The sequence below is a fragment of the Brevundimonas sp. genome (assembly GCF_035627055.1).
GTDB lineage: Bacteria > Pseudomonadota > Alphaproteobacteria > Caulobacterales > Caulobacteraceae > Brevundimonas.
This window is the reverse complement of the sequence record NZ_DASPMM010000014.1, coordinates 1-15,313: the sequence shown is the minus strand read 5'-3', so window position 1 is coordinate 15,313 and position 15,313 is coordinate 1. Positions and strand designations below refer to the sequence as shown.

The window sequence follows — 15,313 nt, the reverse complement described above, 5'->3', positions numbered from 1 at the left end:
AGGGCCCGAATGCGCATCAGACATCTGACCATCGTCGCGGCGCTCTCTGCCCTGGCCGTCGCCGCCTGCGAACCTCCGACGCCGCCCGGCGACGCCCCGTCCCCGCCGGCGCCCGGCTTCGCCCATGCCATGACCTCGGACCTGTCCGGCTACTATTTGCCGGTCGGCGAGGCGGCCGCCGGCAAATGGCGGTTGCATCACCTGTTCGTCGGCCAGACGGCGGATTTCCAGGACTGGGAGGGCGGGACGCGCAGCGCCACCTTCGCTCCCCTTATGCTGGAGTTCGAGGATACGACGAGCGCGATGGTCCAGACCGAACTCGGCGAGGCGCGCAGCGTCACCGCCCGGGTGCTGCCGACCTCCTACGCGGTCAGCGACACCGCCGTCAGCTTCTCGGGACAGTCGCCGGAGCTGGGGCGGGTGAGCTTTGAAGGCCGCCTCGACCCGGGGGCGCTGGCCACGGCGCGGCGTAACCTCGGCGGCGACGGCGTGGTCATGACGGGGCGCCTCAGGGCGGGCGGCCAGACCCTCGACGGCGTCCGCATGACCTGGTGGATGGGCGACTGACGTCTCAGCCGCCGCTGCGGATATCCAGCTTCAGGCCCATGGCCTCGGCCAGCGCCTTGCCGCGCCGGCGGGTCTGCTCGCCCAGCAGGACATCGGCGTACCCTTCCGAGGCGGTCAGGACGAGCACGCCGTCCGTCACGGCCAGATGGGCATTGACCAGCAACTGCGGCGAACGGCCCGACAGGTCGCAGGCCAGGCGAATGGCGAGACCCAGCGCGCGCCCCGTGGTGCGCTGCTCCTCCGTCAGCAGCCGCACGACGGTGTCAGGCTCCGGCGTGGCCGCGCCGCCGCCGTAGCGGGCGTTGACGGCGGTGGCGAGCCAAGCCCGTTCGGCATGGGTCTGGCCGGGGATCGGCGCCCGCAGGACCTGGTCGAAGGCCAGTTCGACCCGGTGGTCGGGGTGCAGCCGCGCCCCGAGGTCGGCCAGCCGGCAGGCGGCGTCGGCCAACGTCAGATCCCGCTCCCGGCCGAAAGACCGAGGCAGGGCGGCGACGACGGGCTGGATCCAGCCGAACAGGGCGCCCGGCAGCCCCGGTGAAATGCCCTGCCGCGCGCCGAGAGCCGTGCATCCCGCCAGCAGCGGGTCGGCGGCCACGGTCTCTTGATCGAGCGCCTCATAGAGAAGGCCCTCGCGTACGCCCCAGGCCGACAGCACGATCCGCTCCAGCCCAAGGCGGTCGATCAGCCCTTCCAGCACCAGGGCTGCGTGCGGGAGGGTCTCGGCCCGCTTCTTGGACAGCCCCTTCCAGCTCTCCAGCGAGGCTTTCGACGACCGGGCGACGAGGCGGGCGATGTCGCGCGCCTCTCCGGCCTCCATGACATACTGGTGCACGATGTGGAGCGGATAACGGACATGGCCCATGTGCACCTGCGCCAGCGTCCGCCACGCGCCGCCGACGGCGTAGAGGGTGTCGGTCGTGAATTCGCCGGCAGGCTTGAGCCGTTTGGCGATGACCTCGCGCAGCGCGTCGACGTCGAAGGGTTTATCGCGGGTGAGCGAGAACGGCCCGAGCGGCAGGGTCACGCCGCGCCCGACTCCCCCGTCGCCGATCCGGACCAGCTCCAGGCTGGCCCCGCCGAGATCGGCGGCGACCCCGCGCGCCTCCGGCATGCCGCCGATGACGCCCAGGGCGGCGTAACGGGCCTCCTCCTCGCCCGAGAGCACCCGGATGACCAGGCCGGTCTCCGCCGCCACCCGTTCGCAGAAGGCTTGGCCGTCGGCGGCGTCCCGCACGGCAGCCGTGGCTGCGACGAAGGTGCGGGCCGGCCGGACCCCGTCGATCACCGCGGCGAAGCGCTTCAGCGCCGTCAGCGCCTGCGCCGCGCCGTCTTCCGACAGGCGGCCGGTCGAGGCGAGGTCGCGGCCGAGACCGGCCAGCACCTTTTCGTTGAAGACGGTCCAGACGGCTCGGCCCTCCAGCCGATACAGGACCATCCGCACCGAGTTGGAGCCGATGTCGATGGCGGCGAATTCGCGGGGCGTGCCGAGAGCGGCGACGAGTGCCTCGGGCATCAACGCTTCTTCCGCGACGGCTCGTAGCTCAGGTGGCCGGGCAGGGTCTTCACCTTGCGTCCGCGGCCCGACAGGCTGGGGTTGGTCATGAAATATTTGTGCGCCGAGAACGGCCGTTCGGGATCGGCGGGCGTGACGCGACGATAGTCGCCGTCGGCGTCCAGCACCCAGCTCTGGGCGTCGTCCTTCAGGTTCGCCACCATGATCTGATCCAGCACCTGGTCGTGCACCGTGGCGTTGAGAACCGGGGTCATCAGCTCCACCCGGCGATCGAGGTTGCGCGTCATCCAGTCGGCGGAGGAGATGAACAGCTTCGCCTTGTCGTGCGGCAGGTCTCGGCCGTTGGCGAAGGCGACGATCCGCGCGTGCTCCAGGAAGCGGCCGACGATCGACTTGACCCGGATATTCTCGGACAGGCCCGGCACTCCCGGGCGCAGGCAGCAGATGCCCCGCACGATCAGTTCGATGCGCACGCCCCACTGGCTCGCCCGGTACAGTGCGTCGATGACTCCCGGGTCGACCAGCGAGTTCAGCTTGGCCCAGATCGCGGCCGGCTTGCCCTTGGCCGCCGCGGCCATCTCGTGGCCGATCAGGTCGATCAGGGTCTCCTTCATGTTCAGAGGCGAGACGACCAGCGCCTCCAGCTCGTCCGGCGTGGCGTAGCCGGTGATGTAGTTGAACACGCGCGAGGCGTCGCGGCCCAGAACCGGATTGCAGGTGAACAGGCTCAGGTCGGTGTAAACCCGCGCGGTCACCGGGTGGTAGTTGCCGGTGCCGAAGTGGCAGTAGGTCTTCAGGGCCTCGCCCTCGCGCCGGACGACGACGCTGAGCTTGGCGTGGGTCTTGTACTCGACGAAGCCGAAGACGACGTGGACGCCGGCCCGCTCCATGGCCCGGGCCCATCTCAGGTTGGCCTCCTCGTCGAAGCGGGCCTTGATCTCGACCAGGGCGGTGACGTTCTTGCCGTTTTCCGCCGCCTCGATCAGGGCGGCCACGATCGGGCTGTCGCGCGAGGTCCGGTAGAGGGTCTGTTTGATGGCGATCACGTGCGGGTCGCGCGCCGCCTGCCGCAGGAACTGCACCACCACGTCGAAGCTCTCGAACGGATGGTGGATCAGCATGTCCTTCTCCCGCACGGCTGCGAAGATGTCGCCGCCGTTGTCGCGGACTCGCTCGGGGTAGCGCGGCTCGTAGCCGGAGAATTTGAGGTCCGGATGTCCGGTGGGGATCAGGTCGGAAACCTTGGCCAGGCCGAGCATGCCGTCGACCAGCACGATGTCCTGCGGCGCGGCGTCCAGCTCGTTGGTGATGAAGGTGCGCAGGTCGTCGGGCATCGAGGCCTCGATCTTGATGCGGACCACCGAGCCGAGGCGGCGCTGCTTCAGCGCCTCCTCAAACTCCATAACCAGATCCTCGGCCTCTTCCTCGATCTCGATGTCGCTGTCCCGGATCAGCCGGAACACCCCGCGCTCCAGGACATCGCAGCCGGGGAAGAGATGGTCGATGAAGAGCATCAGCAGGCTCTCAAGCGCCACATAGCGCTTGCGCCCAGGCGTCGAACGGCCGTCGGTCGCAAGGGGCCAGAACCGCTTCACCTGCGTCGGCACCGGCACGAGGTCGTAGAGGGTCCGGTTGTCCGAACGCCGCCTCAGCTTCAGGGCCAGCGAGAAACCGAGATTGGGCAGGAAGGGAAAGGGATGGGCCGGGTCGATCGCCATCGGCGTCAGGATGGCGAACAGCTGGCTCAGGAACTCCGGCTCCAGCCGCTCCCGTTCGGTGCGGGTGATCTTCGCCGGATCGACCACCTCGATCCCGGCGGCCGTCAGTTCCTTGCGTAGCTTGCGCCAGCGCCGCTGCTGCTCGTCCATCAGCCTGCCGGCGGCGACGCTGACCCGCTCAAGTTGCTCCGCCGGCGTCAGGCCGTCGGCCGAAAGCACCCGGACCCGCTCGCGCACCTGGCCTTTGAGGCCGGCGACGCGGGTCATGAAGAATTCGTCCAGATTATTGGCCGAGATCGACAGGAAGCGCAGGCGCTCAAGCAGCGGATGGGCGGGGTTGGCGGCTTCCTCGAGCACGCGGCCATTGAACTTCAGCCAGGAAATCTCGCGATTGAAGAAGCGGGACGGTGAGGCGAGCAGGGCCTCGGACAGCCCAAGCTGCGGCGCACGCGAGGACGGGACCTCCTCGCCCCGGGTCGTGTCATTGATCGCCGCGTCGCTCATGCCCCGGTTCTGACGCGCCGGGGACGCCGCCGCAACCTCGGTCGCGAACGGCAAAACGCCGGCCGATCGGATGATCGGCCGGCGCTTCATCCATCCGCAGCCGGCTTACCAGCTCCAGGCGTCGTAGATGACGTCGATGATGTAGCCGTCGAACTGGTCGATCAGATAGATGTTGTTGTCGACCAGCACCCAGCGGGTGCCTTCGGGCGGATAACCGAGGCCGTAGGTGCGCCAGTCGTCGAGGCTGTAGCGCCAGAAGATCGACGGCAGGTACTCGCCGACATGCCAGCGCTGGCCCCAGTAGTTGCGCGGGACATTGTAGTAGCCGTAGCCCGGCGCGAAATAGAAACCGATGCGAAGGCCGCTATAGCCGCGCCAGCGCCGATCATTGCGCCACCAGTCGCGGCCGTGACGGCGCTGCCAGTCGCGCCGCCAGTTGTCGCCGTTGAAGCGCTGGCGGAACTCGCGGTACTCGCGCCGATCCTGCCGGCGTTCCTGACGGTCCTCCCGTCGATCCTGACGGTTCTCACGGCGGTCTTCCCGACGCTCCTGGCGATTGTCGCGGCGATCTTCCCGACGATCCTGCCGGTCCTGCGGCCGGTCGGGACGGTTCGGGCGGTCGTCGCGCCGATCCTGCCTGCGCTCGCGACGGTCGTCACGGCGATCTTCCCGGCGCTCCTGCCGGTCCTCGCGGCGGTCCTGCCGGACCTCGGGACGGGCCGGCCGATCGGGCCGCGTCTCGCGCCGCTCCTGTCGGTCGTCGCGACGCTGCTCACGCCGCTCCTGCCGGTCCTGGGGGCGATCCGGGCGCGCGGGGGCTTCTGTCCGCGGCGCCGGGGGAGTCGTGCGTTCCGTCCGGGACTCGGCGCGGCTCTCGCGCCGCTCCTGGCGGGCTTCCCCCCGTTGCCGGGACGGTTGCAACACCTGGTCCTGGGCCAGGGCGGTCAGCGGCGAGGCCGCCGGCACGACGAAAGCCGCGAGAGCCGCGGCGACCATCAATGAGCGTTTCATTCTCGTTTTCTTCCTGCACGCCCCTGTCAGACGGCTTGCCTGCAAGGTCGCGTCCGGATCATGAACCGTGACTGAACGAAATGCGGCCAAGGCGGCGATCCGACACGAAAACGCCCCGCCGGCGGACCAGCGGGGCGTCTGCGTGCAGCCATGCGGACCGATCTAGAACACGTCGTGCAGGACGCTCGCGATCAGACCGGTGGCGATGGCGATCATCACGATGTCGCCGCCCGCATGGACGTAGCGGTAGCCGCGCGGGGCCGGGCCCAGGCCATAGACATAGGGATCCCGCACATAATAGCCGCGGTAGGACGACGGCAGGTAGCCGCCCCGCTCCCAGCGGTAGCCGTAGTAGCGTGGCTCGACGCGGTAGTAGCCGTAGCTCGGCGCGTACCAGTAGCCGTTGCGGGCGCCCCGATAGTCGCGGAAGTCGTCGCGGCCGCGCCACCAGTCGCGATTGCTGCGATCCCAGCGGCGATCCTGCCGTCGATCCTGGCGGAAGTCGCGGCGGTCGTCGCGCCGCTCCTCTCTGAACTCCCGCCGATCCTGGCGCCTGTCCTGGCGATAGTCCCGCGGGCTGTCGTAGTCGCCCTGGCGCCAGTCACGGCGATCGTCACGGCGTTCCTGACGGTACTCGCGGCGATCCTCCCGGCGATCCTGTCGGTGCTCCCGACGGTCGTCGCGGCGTTCCTGGCGATCGCGGCGGCTCTGGGCCTCGGCGGCGAGCGGGGCCGCCGTCGTGGCCAGGGCCAGGCCGATAATCGCGGCCCGGGTCAAGCGGTTCATTGTGTTCTCCATCCACAAGGCGGGACGGAAAGCGAAACCGGCCCGTTAAGCATGGGCCACCGTCCCGCCACGGTGATGAACTGCGCCTGAACGCCTCTGTCAGCTTTGGAGTTTGAGGGGACCCTGGGCAGTGCGCCCTGCCGTGAGCGCCGGGCCGGCAAGGTAACCTTTCGTAAGCTCGGCGGTGACTCTTCGTTAGCGCACCTGAATCAGAGATTTCCAAGAGATTTCATAGGTCTTTACGCCCGAGGTTATTCTCTCGATCCTGGCCGAAAAGGCCGCTTTCGGGCCGTTGCTGTTAACTTTAACTTCAAACCGCGGGTATTTCATTCGTGTCAGAGGGCGGGGCCAGAAAGGCTCCGGTTCGGGAGATACGGTGATGATCGCGCAAGAAACCGCGCCGACGACCAACGAAGAGCAGGGCCTGCCCCTGCCGACGGCCGACATGAGCGGAGACGACCTGTTCCGTCTGGGCATGATGTATTCGAGCGGCCAGGGCGGTTGCCCGATGGACCGCGTCTCGGCCCACATGATCTTCAACCTGGCTGCCATGAAGGGCTCCATCGAGGCGCGCGTGTATCGCCGCGAGATGAGCCAGGAAATGGAGCAGGACGAGATCGCCGAGGCCCAGAAGGCGGCCCGCCGCTGGATCGACGCCGGCGTGGTCCGGCTCGCGGCCTAGAACTGCTGGTACTGCCCGCCGATCGCGTAGCTGAAGCCGATCGGCAGGGCGTTGCGGAACAGTGAGACGAAGTTCGCCACCTCGCCCAGGTTCGAGCGCGGCACGAAGATGATGTCGCCGCGCCTGAGAGCCACGACCTCGCCGCGCCGGGGCCGCAGATCGACCGCTCGCATCATGCGCACGCCGCCGGGACCGCGCCGGATCAGCGCCACCTCCTGCGGCCGCGCCGTGGGCAGGAAGTCGCCGGCCTGGATGATGGCCTGATAGGCGTCCAGATCCCCATTCATCTCGATCATGCCCGGCGTCCGCACCTCGCCGCCGACCCAGACCCGGATCGGCCCCGCGGTCTTCAGCGTCACCTCGACGACGGGGCGGCGCAACTGGCTGGCGAAGGCCGCGGCGGCGTCGGCCTCGACCTCGGCGATGGTGCGGTCCGCGGCCATGATCTGTCCGACCAACGGCAGCGAGATGCGGCCGTCGGGCCCGATTCTCTGGGTGCGGGTCAGCTCCACCGCCGTCGGCGTGGCGATCTCGATCTCGTCCCCGGGGTAGAGGACGTACTCCGGTTCCATTTCGGTCCAGTCGGCGAAGCCGATCTCGGGAAAGGAGGTCCGACCGACCTCGCGGACCCGATCGGCGCCAGACGCCATCGGCCGGGGCATGCGCGAGCCGTAGTCCCCACCGCCACAGCCGGCGACCAGCGCCCCGCCGGCGCCGGCGAGGCCCAGTAGCAGCAGGCGGCGGTCGATGGACATGGCGGACGCGTTCCCAGAATCGAGGTCTCAAGCCAGCGTCGCCGCTTATGCGTAACCGATGGTTAACGCCGCTGGCCCAAGGCTGGTCCTGTTCAGTCCAGTTGATGGAATCAGCCCGCCCGCATGCGCACGACGGCCTACACGACAGTCCGCCCGCGCTACGGCTTCGTCGATGTCGTGGGCCTGCTGTTCCGCGAGCTGCTGCTGATGGTGGTCATCTTCCTGCTGGTGTTCGCGCTCGGGACGGCCGCCGTGCTGACTCTCAAGAAGTCCTACACGGCCAACGCCAGCGTCTATGCGGGCGCGGGCCAGGAATACGTCTACCAGCCGCGCGTGGGGACGAGCGAACGGGGCCAGCCTCTCGAAGCCGACGCCGTGGCCCTGTCCGAGGCGCAGATCCTCGGCAGCCTCGAGGTCAAGCGCAGGGCGGTGAGGGCCCTCGGGGCCGACGCGATCCTCGGCCCCGACGCGACGGGCACGACCGCCGCGAAGGAGGCCGCCGCCCTCAAGGTGCTCGACAGCAGCCTCGGCGTCGGCACCACGGCCGGCAGCGCCATCATCTCGGTGTCCTACGCCGCGGACGATCCGGTGAAGGCGGCGCAGATTCTCAACACGATCATCGACCAGTATCTGGTTCAGCGCCGCACGGTCTTCCGCGACCGCACCACGCCGGCGATCGCCGCCCAGCGGGAAGCATTCGAGGGCGAACTCGCGGAGGCCGACGCCACGTACAACGCCTTCATCGCCTCCAACGACATCGGCGATTTCGCCACGGCCAAGGCGGCGCAGGCGGCCGTCTACCAGACCACCTTGACCGAGGTGCTGTCGCTGCGGGCCCAGCTGAATCAGGCGACGCAGCGGCTGAGCACGCTTGAGGCCCAGCTCGCCCGCCAGCCGGCCGAGGTCGTGCTGCAGCAGGACCTCAACGTCTCGGCCCAGGACCAGATCCTGCAACTGCGCACCCAGCGCGAGGCGCTGCTGTCGCGCTACACGCCCGACGCCCAGCCAGTGAAGGACATCGAGCAGCAGATCGCCGATCTGCAGGCCTTTGTGGCCACAGGCACGACCGTGGGCGCCAAGGAAGTGCGCACCGGGCCGAGCACCATCTTCACCGAGATCGAGACGGCCCGCATCAACGCCGCCGCCGACCGGGACGGGCTGGCCGCCCGTCTGGCTGTCGCGGAGCGGCAGCTGGCGCAGACCCGGGACCGGCTGGGCGAACTGACCCGGCTGGAGTCGACCAACGCCAACCTGTTCGGCAACCGGGAAGTCCTGACCAACTACATCCGCGAATTCCAGCAGCGCGAGACCGCCGCCCAGGCCGACAGCGCCCTCGTCGCCGCCGGCGCGGACAACGTCACCGTCATCGAGCGCGCGGAGGCGCCGACCAGGGGCACCAGCCTGAAGGCCCCGCTGTTGGCGCTGGTCTTCCTGTTCGCCGGATTCACCGCCCTGTGCGTTGGCCTCCTGAGAGTGTTTACCCGCCGCGGCTACGTCACACCCGCCTCGACGGGCCGCACGCTGGAGATGCCCGTGCTCGCCGTCGCGCCGATGAAGGCCCGGTGATGCGCGCGCCCGCGCCCGTCATGGTAGCGTAGGGGCCTGTAGCCGGGCGCGTAGCGATTCGATGGTCGATCTGACATCCGAAATGGCCGCCCTCTGGGCGGCGCTGGGTCCGGCGCCGGGCCATCGCGGACGCGTGATCCAGATCGCCGCCGCCAATTCGGGCGAGGGGGTCTCGACCGTGGCGCGCGAATACGCCCGCCTCTCGGCGGTTCGCGCCCGTCGCCCGGTCTGGCTGATCGACGCCGACCTGGCGCAGCAGGGGCAGCTGGAGGCGGTCGCGGGCGAAGCCGACCGTTTCGGCGCGCTGGGCAAGGCGGCGATGGCCACGCCCGACGGCTCGACTTTTTTCGCGGTCACGCCCCGGATCACCGACCGGACCGGTAAGCCGGTGCATCCGGCGCGGCTGCTGACGGCGCGCCCCTGCCTCGGCGGCCGATTGTGGGTGACCCGCTTCGCGGCGGAGCACCTGCGGTCCGGCCAGCGGGCCGAGGCGCTGGCCGACCCCCGCTACTGGGACGCGCTGCGCAGGCACGCCGACACGGTGGTGATCGACAGCCCCGCCGCGGATCGCAATTCGATGGCCATCACCCTGGCCCCGTTCGTCGACGCCACCGTGCTGGTGGTGGCGGCCGAGAGCACGGCGGCGGGCGACCCGCTGATCCTGCGCGACGAGATCGAGGCGGCGGGCGGCAAGATCGCCGGCGTGGTGGTCAACCGCTCGACCTACAGGCCGCCGGCGTTCCTGAAGCGTCTGACGGGCTAGCTCGGAAGGCGTTCCCGGCGGGGCGGCCGTGGCGGGGTCCTTGAACCCGGGGCGCCAACCGCGCCGCCGTTCCGGGGCCTAGGCCTTCACGGCCTCCAGCCTGGCCAGCTCCCGCGCGCCGTAGAAATGCGGTTCCAAGCCCTTCATCCAGAGCAGCTTGCCGACGCCGCGCGCCGTGCGGTCGTAGAGGTCTGCACGCTTCGGGCTGCGGATCAGCGCCAGCACCGCCGCGCCGGCGCCCCAGACGACCGCTTGGCCGGCGCCGATGATCATCCAGCGCAGCACCGCCGGCCAGTCGCGGCTCGCCGCCGCCGTCTGGCTTGGGCCCTGCCCATAGGCGAAGGCGCGGGCGAGGGCGTATTTCAGCGTCGCGCGGTGGGCGGGCGCGAACTCCTCCACCCTGGCCTCGGCGGCCCAGCCGAAGCGGCCGCCGCGAGACTGTAGCGCCGCGAACAGGACATCGTCCTCGCCGCCGGCCTGGTCGGAGGCGGCGTCGAACGGGGCGGGGCCGGGGAGGGCGGTGGCCCGCAGCATCAGCGAATTGCCGCAGCCGTACGGGGTGTCGATCAGACCGGTGCTCGCGGGGCCTTCCCGTCCGAAGAACCGCTCCAGGTAGGGTTTGAGCCACGGAACGGCCTCCGGCGCGCGGCCCGTGATCGGCCCGAACACCGCATCGGCGCCGGTGATCTCCCGCGCCTTCAGAAGAGCCGCCAGCCATCCGCTCGAGGCCGCCTCGTCGTCATCAAGGAAGGCGATCAGCGGGGCGCGGGTGGCGGCCAATCCGGCATTGCGCGCCGTGGCCACGCCCGGCCGCGCGGCGTGGACATAGACCAGCGGCCACGGCGCCAACCGGCGCAGCGCTTCGACGCCCGGGGCTGCGGAGCCCGCCGGGTCGTTATCCACCACCACGATCTCCGACAGTCTGTCCGCGACGCCGGTCTGGGCGAACAGCGAGCGGAGCGCCCGCTCGAGGCTTTCCGGCCGACGCAGGGTCGGGACGATGATCGCAACGTCGGCCATCACACTGCGTCCGCATAGAGGGCGGCGCGATAGAGCCGCAGCGAAAAGGCCCTCGCGGCCACAGGCAGCCACCCCGTCTCTGCTGTCCGGCGCATCCGTCGGCGCAGCCAGGGAAGGCCGGGCAGGCGCTTCAGCAGCTTCGCCGCCCTGTAGCTTGGGTAGCCGGCGACGATCTCCGGATGCCGGGCGGCCATACGGGCGAAATTCGGGGCTGACTGCTCGTATTTGCCGGCCAGCGAGGCCACCGTGTCCAGCCCCATATGCGTCGCCGCATTGTCGAGGTGCACGACGCGGAAGCGGCGCGACACGCGCATCGCCCACTCCACGTCCTCCCAGCCCCAGCCGGTGAAGCCCGCGTCAAAGGCCTCGGCCTCGAACACGTCGCGGCGGACCAGCAGGTTGGAGGTGTAGACGTATTTCTCGGGCTGCCGCGCCCGCTCGATATACGGCACGCATTCGGACCTGGCCGCCATGGCCCGGTGAACGGCGAAGCGGGCGTCGGTCGGGGCCTGCAACAAGGAGAATCCGCCGAAGGCCACGGCCGGATCCTCCCGCGCCACCAGCTCGGCCCAGTCGCGCAGGAAACGCCGGTGGTCGGGCCGCATGTCGCTGTCGAGAAACAGCAGGCTGCCGCCGCGCGCCGCCGCCGCCAACCGGTTGCGGCCGATCGAACGTCCCTCGTTGGCGGGCAGGGTGATCAGCCGGGCGGGCAGGGCCATTGCCCTGATCTGATCGCTCAGCCGCGCCGTCAGGGCCGCGTCCCGGGTGCCGTCGTCCAGCACGATGACCTCGACCGCGCCGCCGACCGAGGCCGCCTCCTCGTCGAGCAGGGCGAGAAGTACGGACGGGTCGTCGCGCAGGAACGGCGTCAGCACCGACAGGGCCGGCCGGGCGCGCTTCCAGGCGGCGTTGTCGATGACCTTGGCCCGGGCGCTCACGCCGTCGCCCTCCGCTCGCGCGCCTGCGCCAGCAATCGCATCGCCACGTCGCGCACGCCGGCGGCGTTCAGGGTCAGGGCGGCGGCGGCGTAGACCACGCCCCCGACCGTGGCGTCCAGCATCAGCTCCGACAGGCCGCCGATCGCCGGCAGCCGCGCCACGACCAGAGCCATGACGCCGGTGGCCACCGAGCAGCGCACCAGACTGTCCCACGGGATCGGCAGCGCCATCACGCGTCGCCCGATCATCTGCGTCGCCAGCAGGCCGAGACCGAAGCTCGCGGCCGTCGCCCAGGCGGCGCCCATCAGGCCGAAGCGCGGTACGAGGATCAGGTTCAGCACCACGTTCATCCCGGCCGGAATGGCCATGGCGGCCAGCAGATGCTTCGTCTTCTTGCCGAGGGTGAAGGCCTGACCGAAATAATAGGCGGTCAGCCCGTAGAGCAGGGCCGACAGGGCGATCCATGGCGTAATGCTCGCCGCCGCACTCCTCAGGTCCTCGCCGATCAGCACCTCGGCCAACGGGCGGGCCACCAGCGCCACACCCGCGGCCGCCGGCAGGCCGATCAGCAGGAAGGTCGACAGCTGTTCGCGCGCCGCGGCCTTCAGCCGGTCCGCCCCGCCGCGCTCCAGCGCCATCACCAGGGCCGGCTGTCCGGCGGAGCCCAGCCACAGGAACAGCACGTCCAGGGTCCGGTTGGCGATCGAATAGCCGGCGTGATAGGCGCCCACCGCCGCCTCGTCCATGAAGGCGGCGAGCAGGAACCGGTCGGTCGAGGACAGGACCACGGTCAGGGCCAGGGACGCGGCGATCGGATAGCCGTACACCGCATAGCTGCGCACCCGATCCGGCTCGAAGCCGCCGCCGCGCGCCTGGCGCAGCTCCCCCGGCAGGACGAATGGCAGGGCGGCCAGCGGCGCGAGCCCGAGGCCCAGCAAGGGCGCGGCGCCGCCCCAGCCGGTCAGGGCGAAGCCGACCCCGATGGCCAGGCCGCCGATGGTGACGGTGATATCCAGCCACGCCGCCTTGGCCACCTCGCCAGCGGCGCGGAACCGTTCCTGGGCCAGCTTGACCAGGCTTCGCGCCGGCGCGCCGGCGAGTCCCGCCGCCAGGGCGATCTTGAACAGGGAATCGGTCGGCCAGAGCCAGACCGCGACGCCCGCGACCACGAGGAAGGCGAGGCTCAGCACAAAGGCTGTGCGGTAGAGGGACGCGAAATGACCCTGGGTCGCCGCCCCCGGCTGCTGGGCCGCCCAGAAGCGGGCCATCGCCGCCTCCAGCCAGCTGAACACCGCCACATGGGCGAGGGTCATGACCGAGAAGGCGAGGGCGTAGCGGCCGAAATCCTCGGGGCTGAGCAGCCGCGTGAACAGCACGATCGACAGGAAGCCGACCACCCCCTGGACGATATTGGCCGGCAGATAGCCCCAGACGCCGCGCCAGAACATCAGCGCCTCCGGATCATCGTACCGAGGCCCGGTCGCCGAGCAGGACCGGCACGGTGACGGCCATGATCCACAGGTCCAGCCACAGCGACTGCCGCTCGACATACTCGATATCCAGCCGGACCCGCGTGCGGACGTCCTGGGCTGTATGCAGCGGGCCGCGGGAGCCATTGACCGCGGCCCAGCCGGTCATGCCGGGCTTGATCCGGTGCCGATGGGCGTATTCCGCGACCAGGCGGGCGCTCTCGACGTGGCCGGTCTTCATGCCGATGGCGTGCGGCCTGGGCCCGACCAGCGACATCTCGCCGGTGATCACATTGAGCAGCTGCGGCAGTTCGTCGAGGCTGGTCTTGCGGATGAACCGGCCGACGCGGGTGACCCGGTCGTCGTCGTGGGTGACCTGCCGGCTGGCCGTGGCGTCGGCGGCCTCCTGCTTCATGGAGCGGAATTTCCACACCACGATCTCCTCGTGGTTGAAGCCGTGCCGGCGCTGGCGGAAGAAGATCGGGCCCGGACTGTCAAGGCGGATGGCAAGGGCGATCAGCGCCATCACGGGCGCCAGGAGCACCAGGGCGATCAGCCCCATCACCAGATCCTGCAGCCGCTTGTTGAAGGCGCGGCGGTCGTGGTCCACGGGCCCGGAGACATCGGCCAGCGGGGCCGCCGCCAGCCGGTCCAGCGCCGACCGGGTCTCGGCCTCGCCGTTCGGCTCGACCAGCAGGGTGACCTCGTTGGGCAGGGTCCGCAGCCGCGCGTTCAGCTCGCGCACCCGGGCCTCGGCCTTGGGGTCGATGGCCAGCACCACCCGGTCGACGTAGGGCGTCATCTTGTGGGTCAGCAGGTCGTCGGCGGTGCCGAGCACCGGAACGCCCTCGATGGCGCGCGGCGAGCGCGCCAGCCGGTCGTCGAAGATGCCCAGCACATTCAGGTCGCGCCGCTTCAGCGCCTCGCGGATCAGGCTTTCCGCCCGCCGCGTTGCGCCGACCAGCACGATGTTGGGGGTCAGCGCGCCCGATGCCCGCCAACGCCCGACCGTGTCGCTCCAACCCATGTGCAGGGCGTACAGGCTGATCAGAACCAGGCCGCTCCAGATCAGCCAGGCCGACCACTGGGCGGCGGCGCCCTGCAGCGCCCAGCCCGCGGCCATGGCGACGACGGCGCCGGCCGCAACGATCCCGGCCACTGACGCCAGGTGCAGCGATGTCTTCTGTCCACGGGCGAAACGGTACCGGCCCAGCGACCGCATCAGGGCCAGTACGGTCAGGCCGCCCAGGGCGAACGGCGCCAACTGGGAGACGTCCGCGTGCAACAGCGGCCCCGGACTGGACGCCCAGGCGCAAAGCAGGGTCACCGCCGTCACCGCGATCACGTCGAAGGCCCGGAAATAGTGCGCCGCCAGCCGTGACGCGTGCCGCTGCCGGGCGTTCAGCCAGACCTCGGGGCGGAACGGGCCGCGGCGCGCGGCGGCCGCGCCATCCCGGTCGACGGACATCGATTGCGCGAGCGCCTGCAGCCCGGGCACGTCGAGACCGCCGGCCAGGCCCGGATCGGCATCGAACGAAAGGCGGCTCGCGGCGTCGGTCAATATCGGCTCGCACGGACGGGGTTCTCCGCCACCTTGCACGGCCCCTCTCACTGTCGTGTTAACAGTGGAGCCCCGCGATCCCGCCACGGCGCCTTGCAAGACCCGTTGCGCCCGCCCGCGCGCTCCGCTATCCACGCCGCCTGCCGGAGACGTGGCCGAGTGGCTGAAGGCAACGGTTTGCTAAATCGTCGTACCCTGTAAGGGGTACCGAGGGTTCGAATCCCTCCGTCTCCGCCATCACCTTCCCAAGATGCTCAACGCTGCCCCCCCAAGGTCAGCGACATCCTGTGACCCGCGTGGTGCGACCAAGCGCTTCATGGACAGCCCATCTGGCGGGGACACGTCCGGCGTAAGGAAGTATTGCGCCTAATACAATATCCACAATGTAATATTCGGCGCTTGATGTAACGACATGTGCCTTGCTCAAGTATATATGTGACATTGATCAAGTATATCATCG

General features: G+C 69.9%; 13 protein-coding genes and 1 tRNA gene. 5 read left to right on the top strand and 9 right to left on the bottom strand.

Annotated elements, in window-relative coordinates; translation table 11 throughout:
• Positions 1-9: 9 nt before the first annotated feature.
• Positions 10-567, top strand: a complete 558-nt coding sequence (locus VEA98_RS06120) for a hypothetical protein (protein WP_324811808.1) — start codon at positions 10-12, stop codon at positions 565-567.
• A gap of 4 nt (positions 568-571) precedes the next feature.
• Here VEA98_RS06120 and VEA98_RS06115 read toward each other — a convergent pair whose 3' ends face one another.
• The 4 genes from VEA98_RS06115 to VEA98_RS06100 form a co-directional block, all read right to left on the bottom strand.
• On the bottom strand, positions 572-2,080 hold the full coding sequence (locus tag VEA98_RS06115; RefSeq protein ID WP_324811806.1) for a Ppx/GppA phosphatase family protein: 1,509 nt from the start codon (positions 2,078-2,080) through the stop codon (positions 572-574).
• Entirely contained in the window at positions 2,080-4,302 is a 2,223-nt protein-coding gene (locus VEA98_RS06110) for an RNA degradosome polyphosphate kinase (protein ID WP_324811803.1), read from the bottom strand. The genes VEA98_RS06115 and VEA98_RS06110 overlap by 1 nt, the downstream gene beginning before the upstream one ends.
• Before the next feature lie 105 nt (positions 4,303-4,407).
• On the bottom strand, positions 4,408-5,313 hold the full coding sequence (locus VEA98_RS06105; protein WP_324811800.1) for an RcnB family protein: 906 nt from the start codon (positions 5,311-5,313) through the stop codon (positions 4,408-4,410).
• Between the two features lie 162 nt (positions 5,314-5,475).
• Complete coding sequence (locus VEA98_RS06100; protein WP_324811797.1) at positions 5,476-6,099, bottom strand: RcnB family protein; 624 nt, start codon at positions 6,097-6,099, stop codon at positions 5,476-5,478.
• 379 nt (positions 6,100-6,478) lie between these two features.
• Here VEA98_RS06100 and VEA98_RS06095 point away from each other — a divergent pair, with 379 nt between their 5' ends.
• Positions 6,479-6,781, top strand: coding sequence for a sel1 repeat family protein (locus VEA98_RS06095; protein WP_324811793.1), 303 nt, complete (start codon positions 6,479-6,481; stop codon positions 6,779-6,781).
• Here VEA98_RS06095 and VEA98_RS06090 read toward each other — a convergent pair.
• Positions 6,778-7,536 carry a polysaccharide biosynthesis/export family protein gene (locus VEA98_RS06090; protein WP_324811790.1) on the bottom strand — a complete coding sequence of 253 codons (759 nt, stop codon included), beginning with the start codon at positions 7,534-7,536 and terminating at the stop codon, positions 6,778-6,780. The genes VEA98_RS06095 and VEA98_RS06090 overlap by 4 nt on opposite strands.
• A gap of 123 nt (positions 7,537-7,659) precedes the next feature.
• On the opposite strand from VEA98_RS06090, the gene VEA98_RS06085 reads away from it, so the two are divergent.
• Together VEA98_RS06085 and VEA98_RS06080 are read left to right on the top strand one after the other, a co-directional pair.
• Positions 7,660-9,102 (top strand): chain-length determining protein, encoded by a 1,443-nt coding sequence (locus VEA98_RS06085; protein ID WP_324811787.1) that lies wholly within the window; start codon positions 7,660-7,662, stop codon positions 9,100-9,102.
• 61 nt (positions 9,103-9,163) lie between these two features.
• A complete protein-coding gene (locus VEA98_RS06080; RefSeq protein WP_324811785.1) occupies positions 9,164-9,865 on the top strand; it encodes a hfsB in 702 nt (233 codons plus the stop codon).
• Positions 9,866-9,943: 78 nt separating this feature from the next.
• Here the strand turns inward: VEA98_RS06080 and VEA98_RS06075 are convergent, their stop codons facing one another.
• The 4 genes from VEA98_RS06075 to VEA98_RS06060 are packed head-to-tail and all read right to left on the bottom strand — an operon-like array spanning position 9,944 to position 14,853.
• A complete protein-coding gene (locus tag VEA98_RS06075) occupies positions 9,944-10,885 on the bottom strand; it encodes a glycosyltransferase family 2 protein (protein ID WP_324811780.1) in 942 nt (313 codons plus the stop codon).
• The gene (locus VEA98_RS06070) at positions 10,885-11,823 is read right to left on the bottom strand and encodes a glycosyltransferase family A protein (RefSeq protein WP_324811778.1); all 939 of its coding nucleotides are present in this window, start codon (positions 11,821-11,823) and stop codon (positions 10,885-10,887) included. The genes VEA98_RS06075 and VEA98_RS06070 overlap by 1 nt, the downstream gene beginning before the upstream one ends.
• Positions 11,820-13,271, bottom strand: a complete 1,452-nt coding sequence (locus VEA98_RS06065) for a lipopolysaccharide biosynthesis protein (RefSeq protein ID WP_324811776.1) — start codon at positions 13,269-13,271, stop codon at positions 11,820-11,822. The genes VEA98_RS06070 and VEA98_RS06065 overlap by 4 nt, the downstream gene beginning before the upstream one ends.
• Positions 13,272-13,284: 13 nt before the next feature.
• Positions 13,285-14,853, bottom strand: a complete 1,569-nt coding sequence (locus VEA98_RS06060) for an exopolysaccharide biosynthesis polyprenyl glycosylphosphotransferase (RefSeq protein WP_324811774.1) — start codon at positions 14,851-14,853, stop codon at positions 13,285-13,287.
• 145 nt (positions 14,854-14,998) lie between these two features.
• Between VEA98_RS06060 and VEA98_RS06055 the strand changes: the two genes are divergently transcribed.
• A tRNA-Ser gene (locus VEA98_RS06055) sits at positions 14,999-15,090 on the top strand.
• The last annotated feature ends 223 nt before the right edge of the window (positions 15,091-15,313 follow it).

Coding starts and splice junctions, on each gene's coding strand:
- VEA98_RS06115 (WP_324811806.1), bottom strand. CDS start 2,080: ATGCCCGAGGCACTCGTCGCCGCTCTCGGCACGCCCCGCGAATTCGCC.
- VEA98_RS06105 (WP_324811800.1), bottom strand. CDS start 5,313: ATGAAACGCTCATTGATGGTCGCCGCGGCTCTCGCGGCTTTCGTCGTG.
- VEA98_RS06085 (WP_324811787.1), top strand. CDS start 7,660: ATGCGCACGACGGCCTACACGACAGTCCGCCCGCGCTACGGCTTCGTC.
- VEA98_RS06065 (WP_324811776.1), bottom strand. CDS start 13,271: ATGTTCTGGCGCGGCGTCTGGGGCTATCTGCCGGCCAATATCGTCCAG.
- VEA98_RS06095 (WP_324811793.1), top strand. CDS start 6,479: ATGATCGCGCAAGAAACCGCGCCGACGACCAACGAAGAGCAGGGCCTG.
- VEA98_RS06075 (WP_324811780.1), bottom strand. CDS start 10,885: ATGGCCGACGTTGCGATCATCGTCCCGACCCTGCGTCGGCCGGAAAGC.
- VEA98_RS06100 (WP_324811797.1), bottom strand. CDS start 6,099: ATGAACCGCTTGACCCGGGCCGCGATTATCGGCCTGGCCCTGGCCACG.
- VEA98_RS06120 (WP_324811808.1), top strand. CDS start 10: ATGCGCATCAGACATCTGACCATCGTCGCGGCGCTCTCTGCCCTGGCC.
- VEA98_RS06090 (WP_324811790.1), bottom strand. CDS start 7,536: ATGTCCATCGACCGCCGCCTGCTGCTACTGGGCCTCGCCGGCGCCGGC.
- VEA98_RS06110 (WP_324811803.1), bottom strand. CDS start 4,302: ATGAGCGACGCGGCGATCAATGACACGACCCGGGGCGAGGAGGTCCCG.
- VEA98_RS06080 (WP_324811785.1), top strand. CDS start 9,164: ATGGTCGATCTGACATCCGAAATGGCCGCCCTCTGGGCGGCGCTGGGT.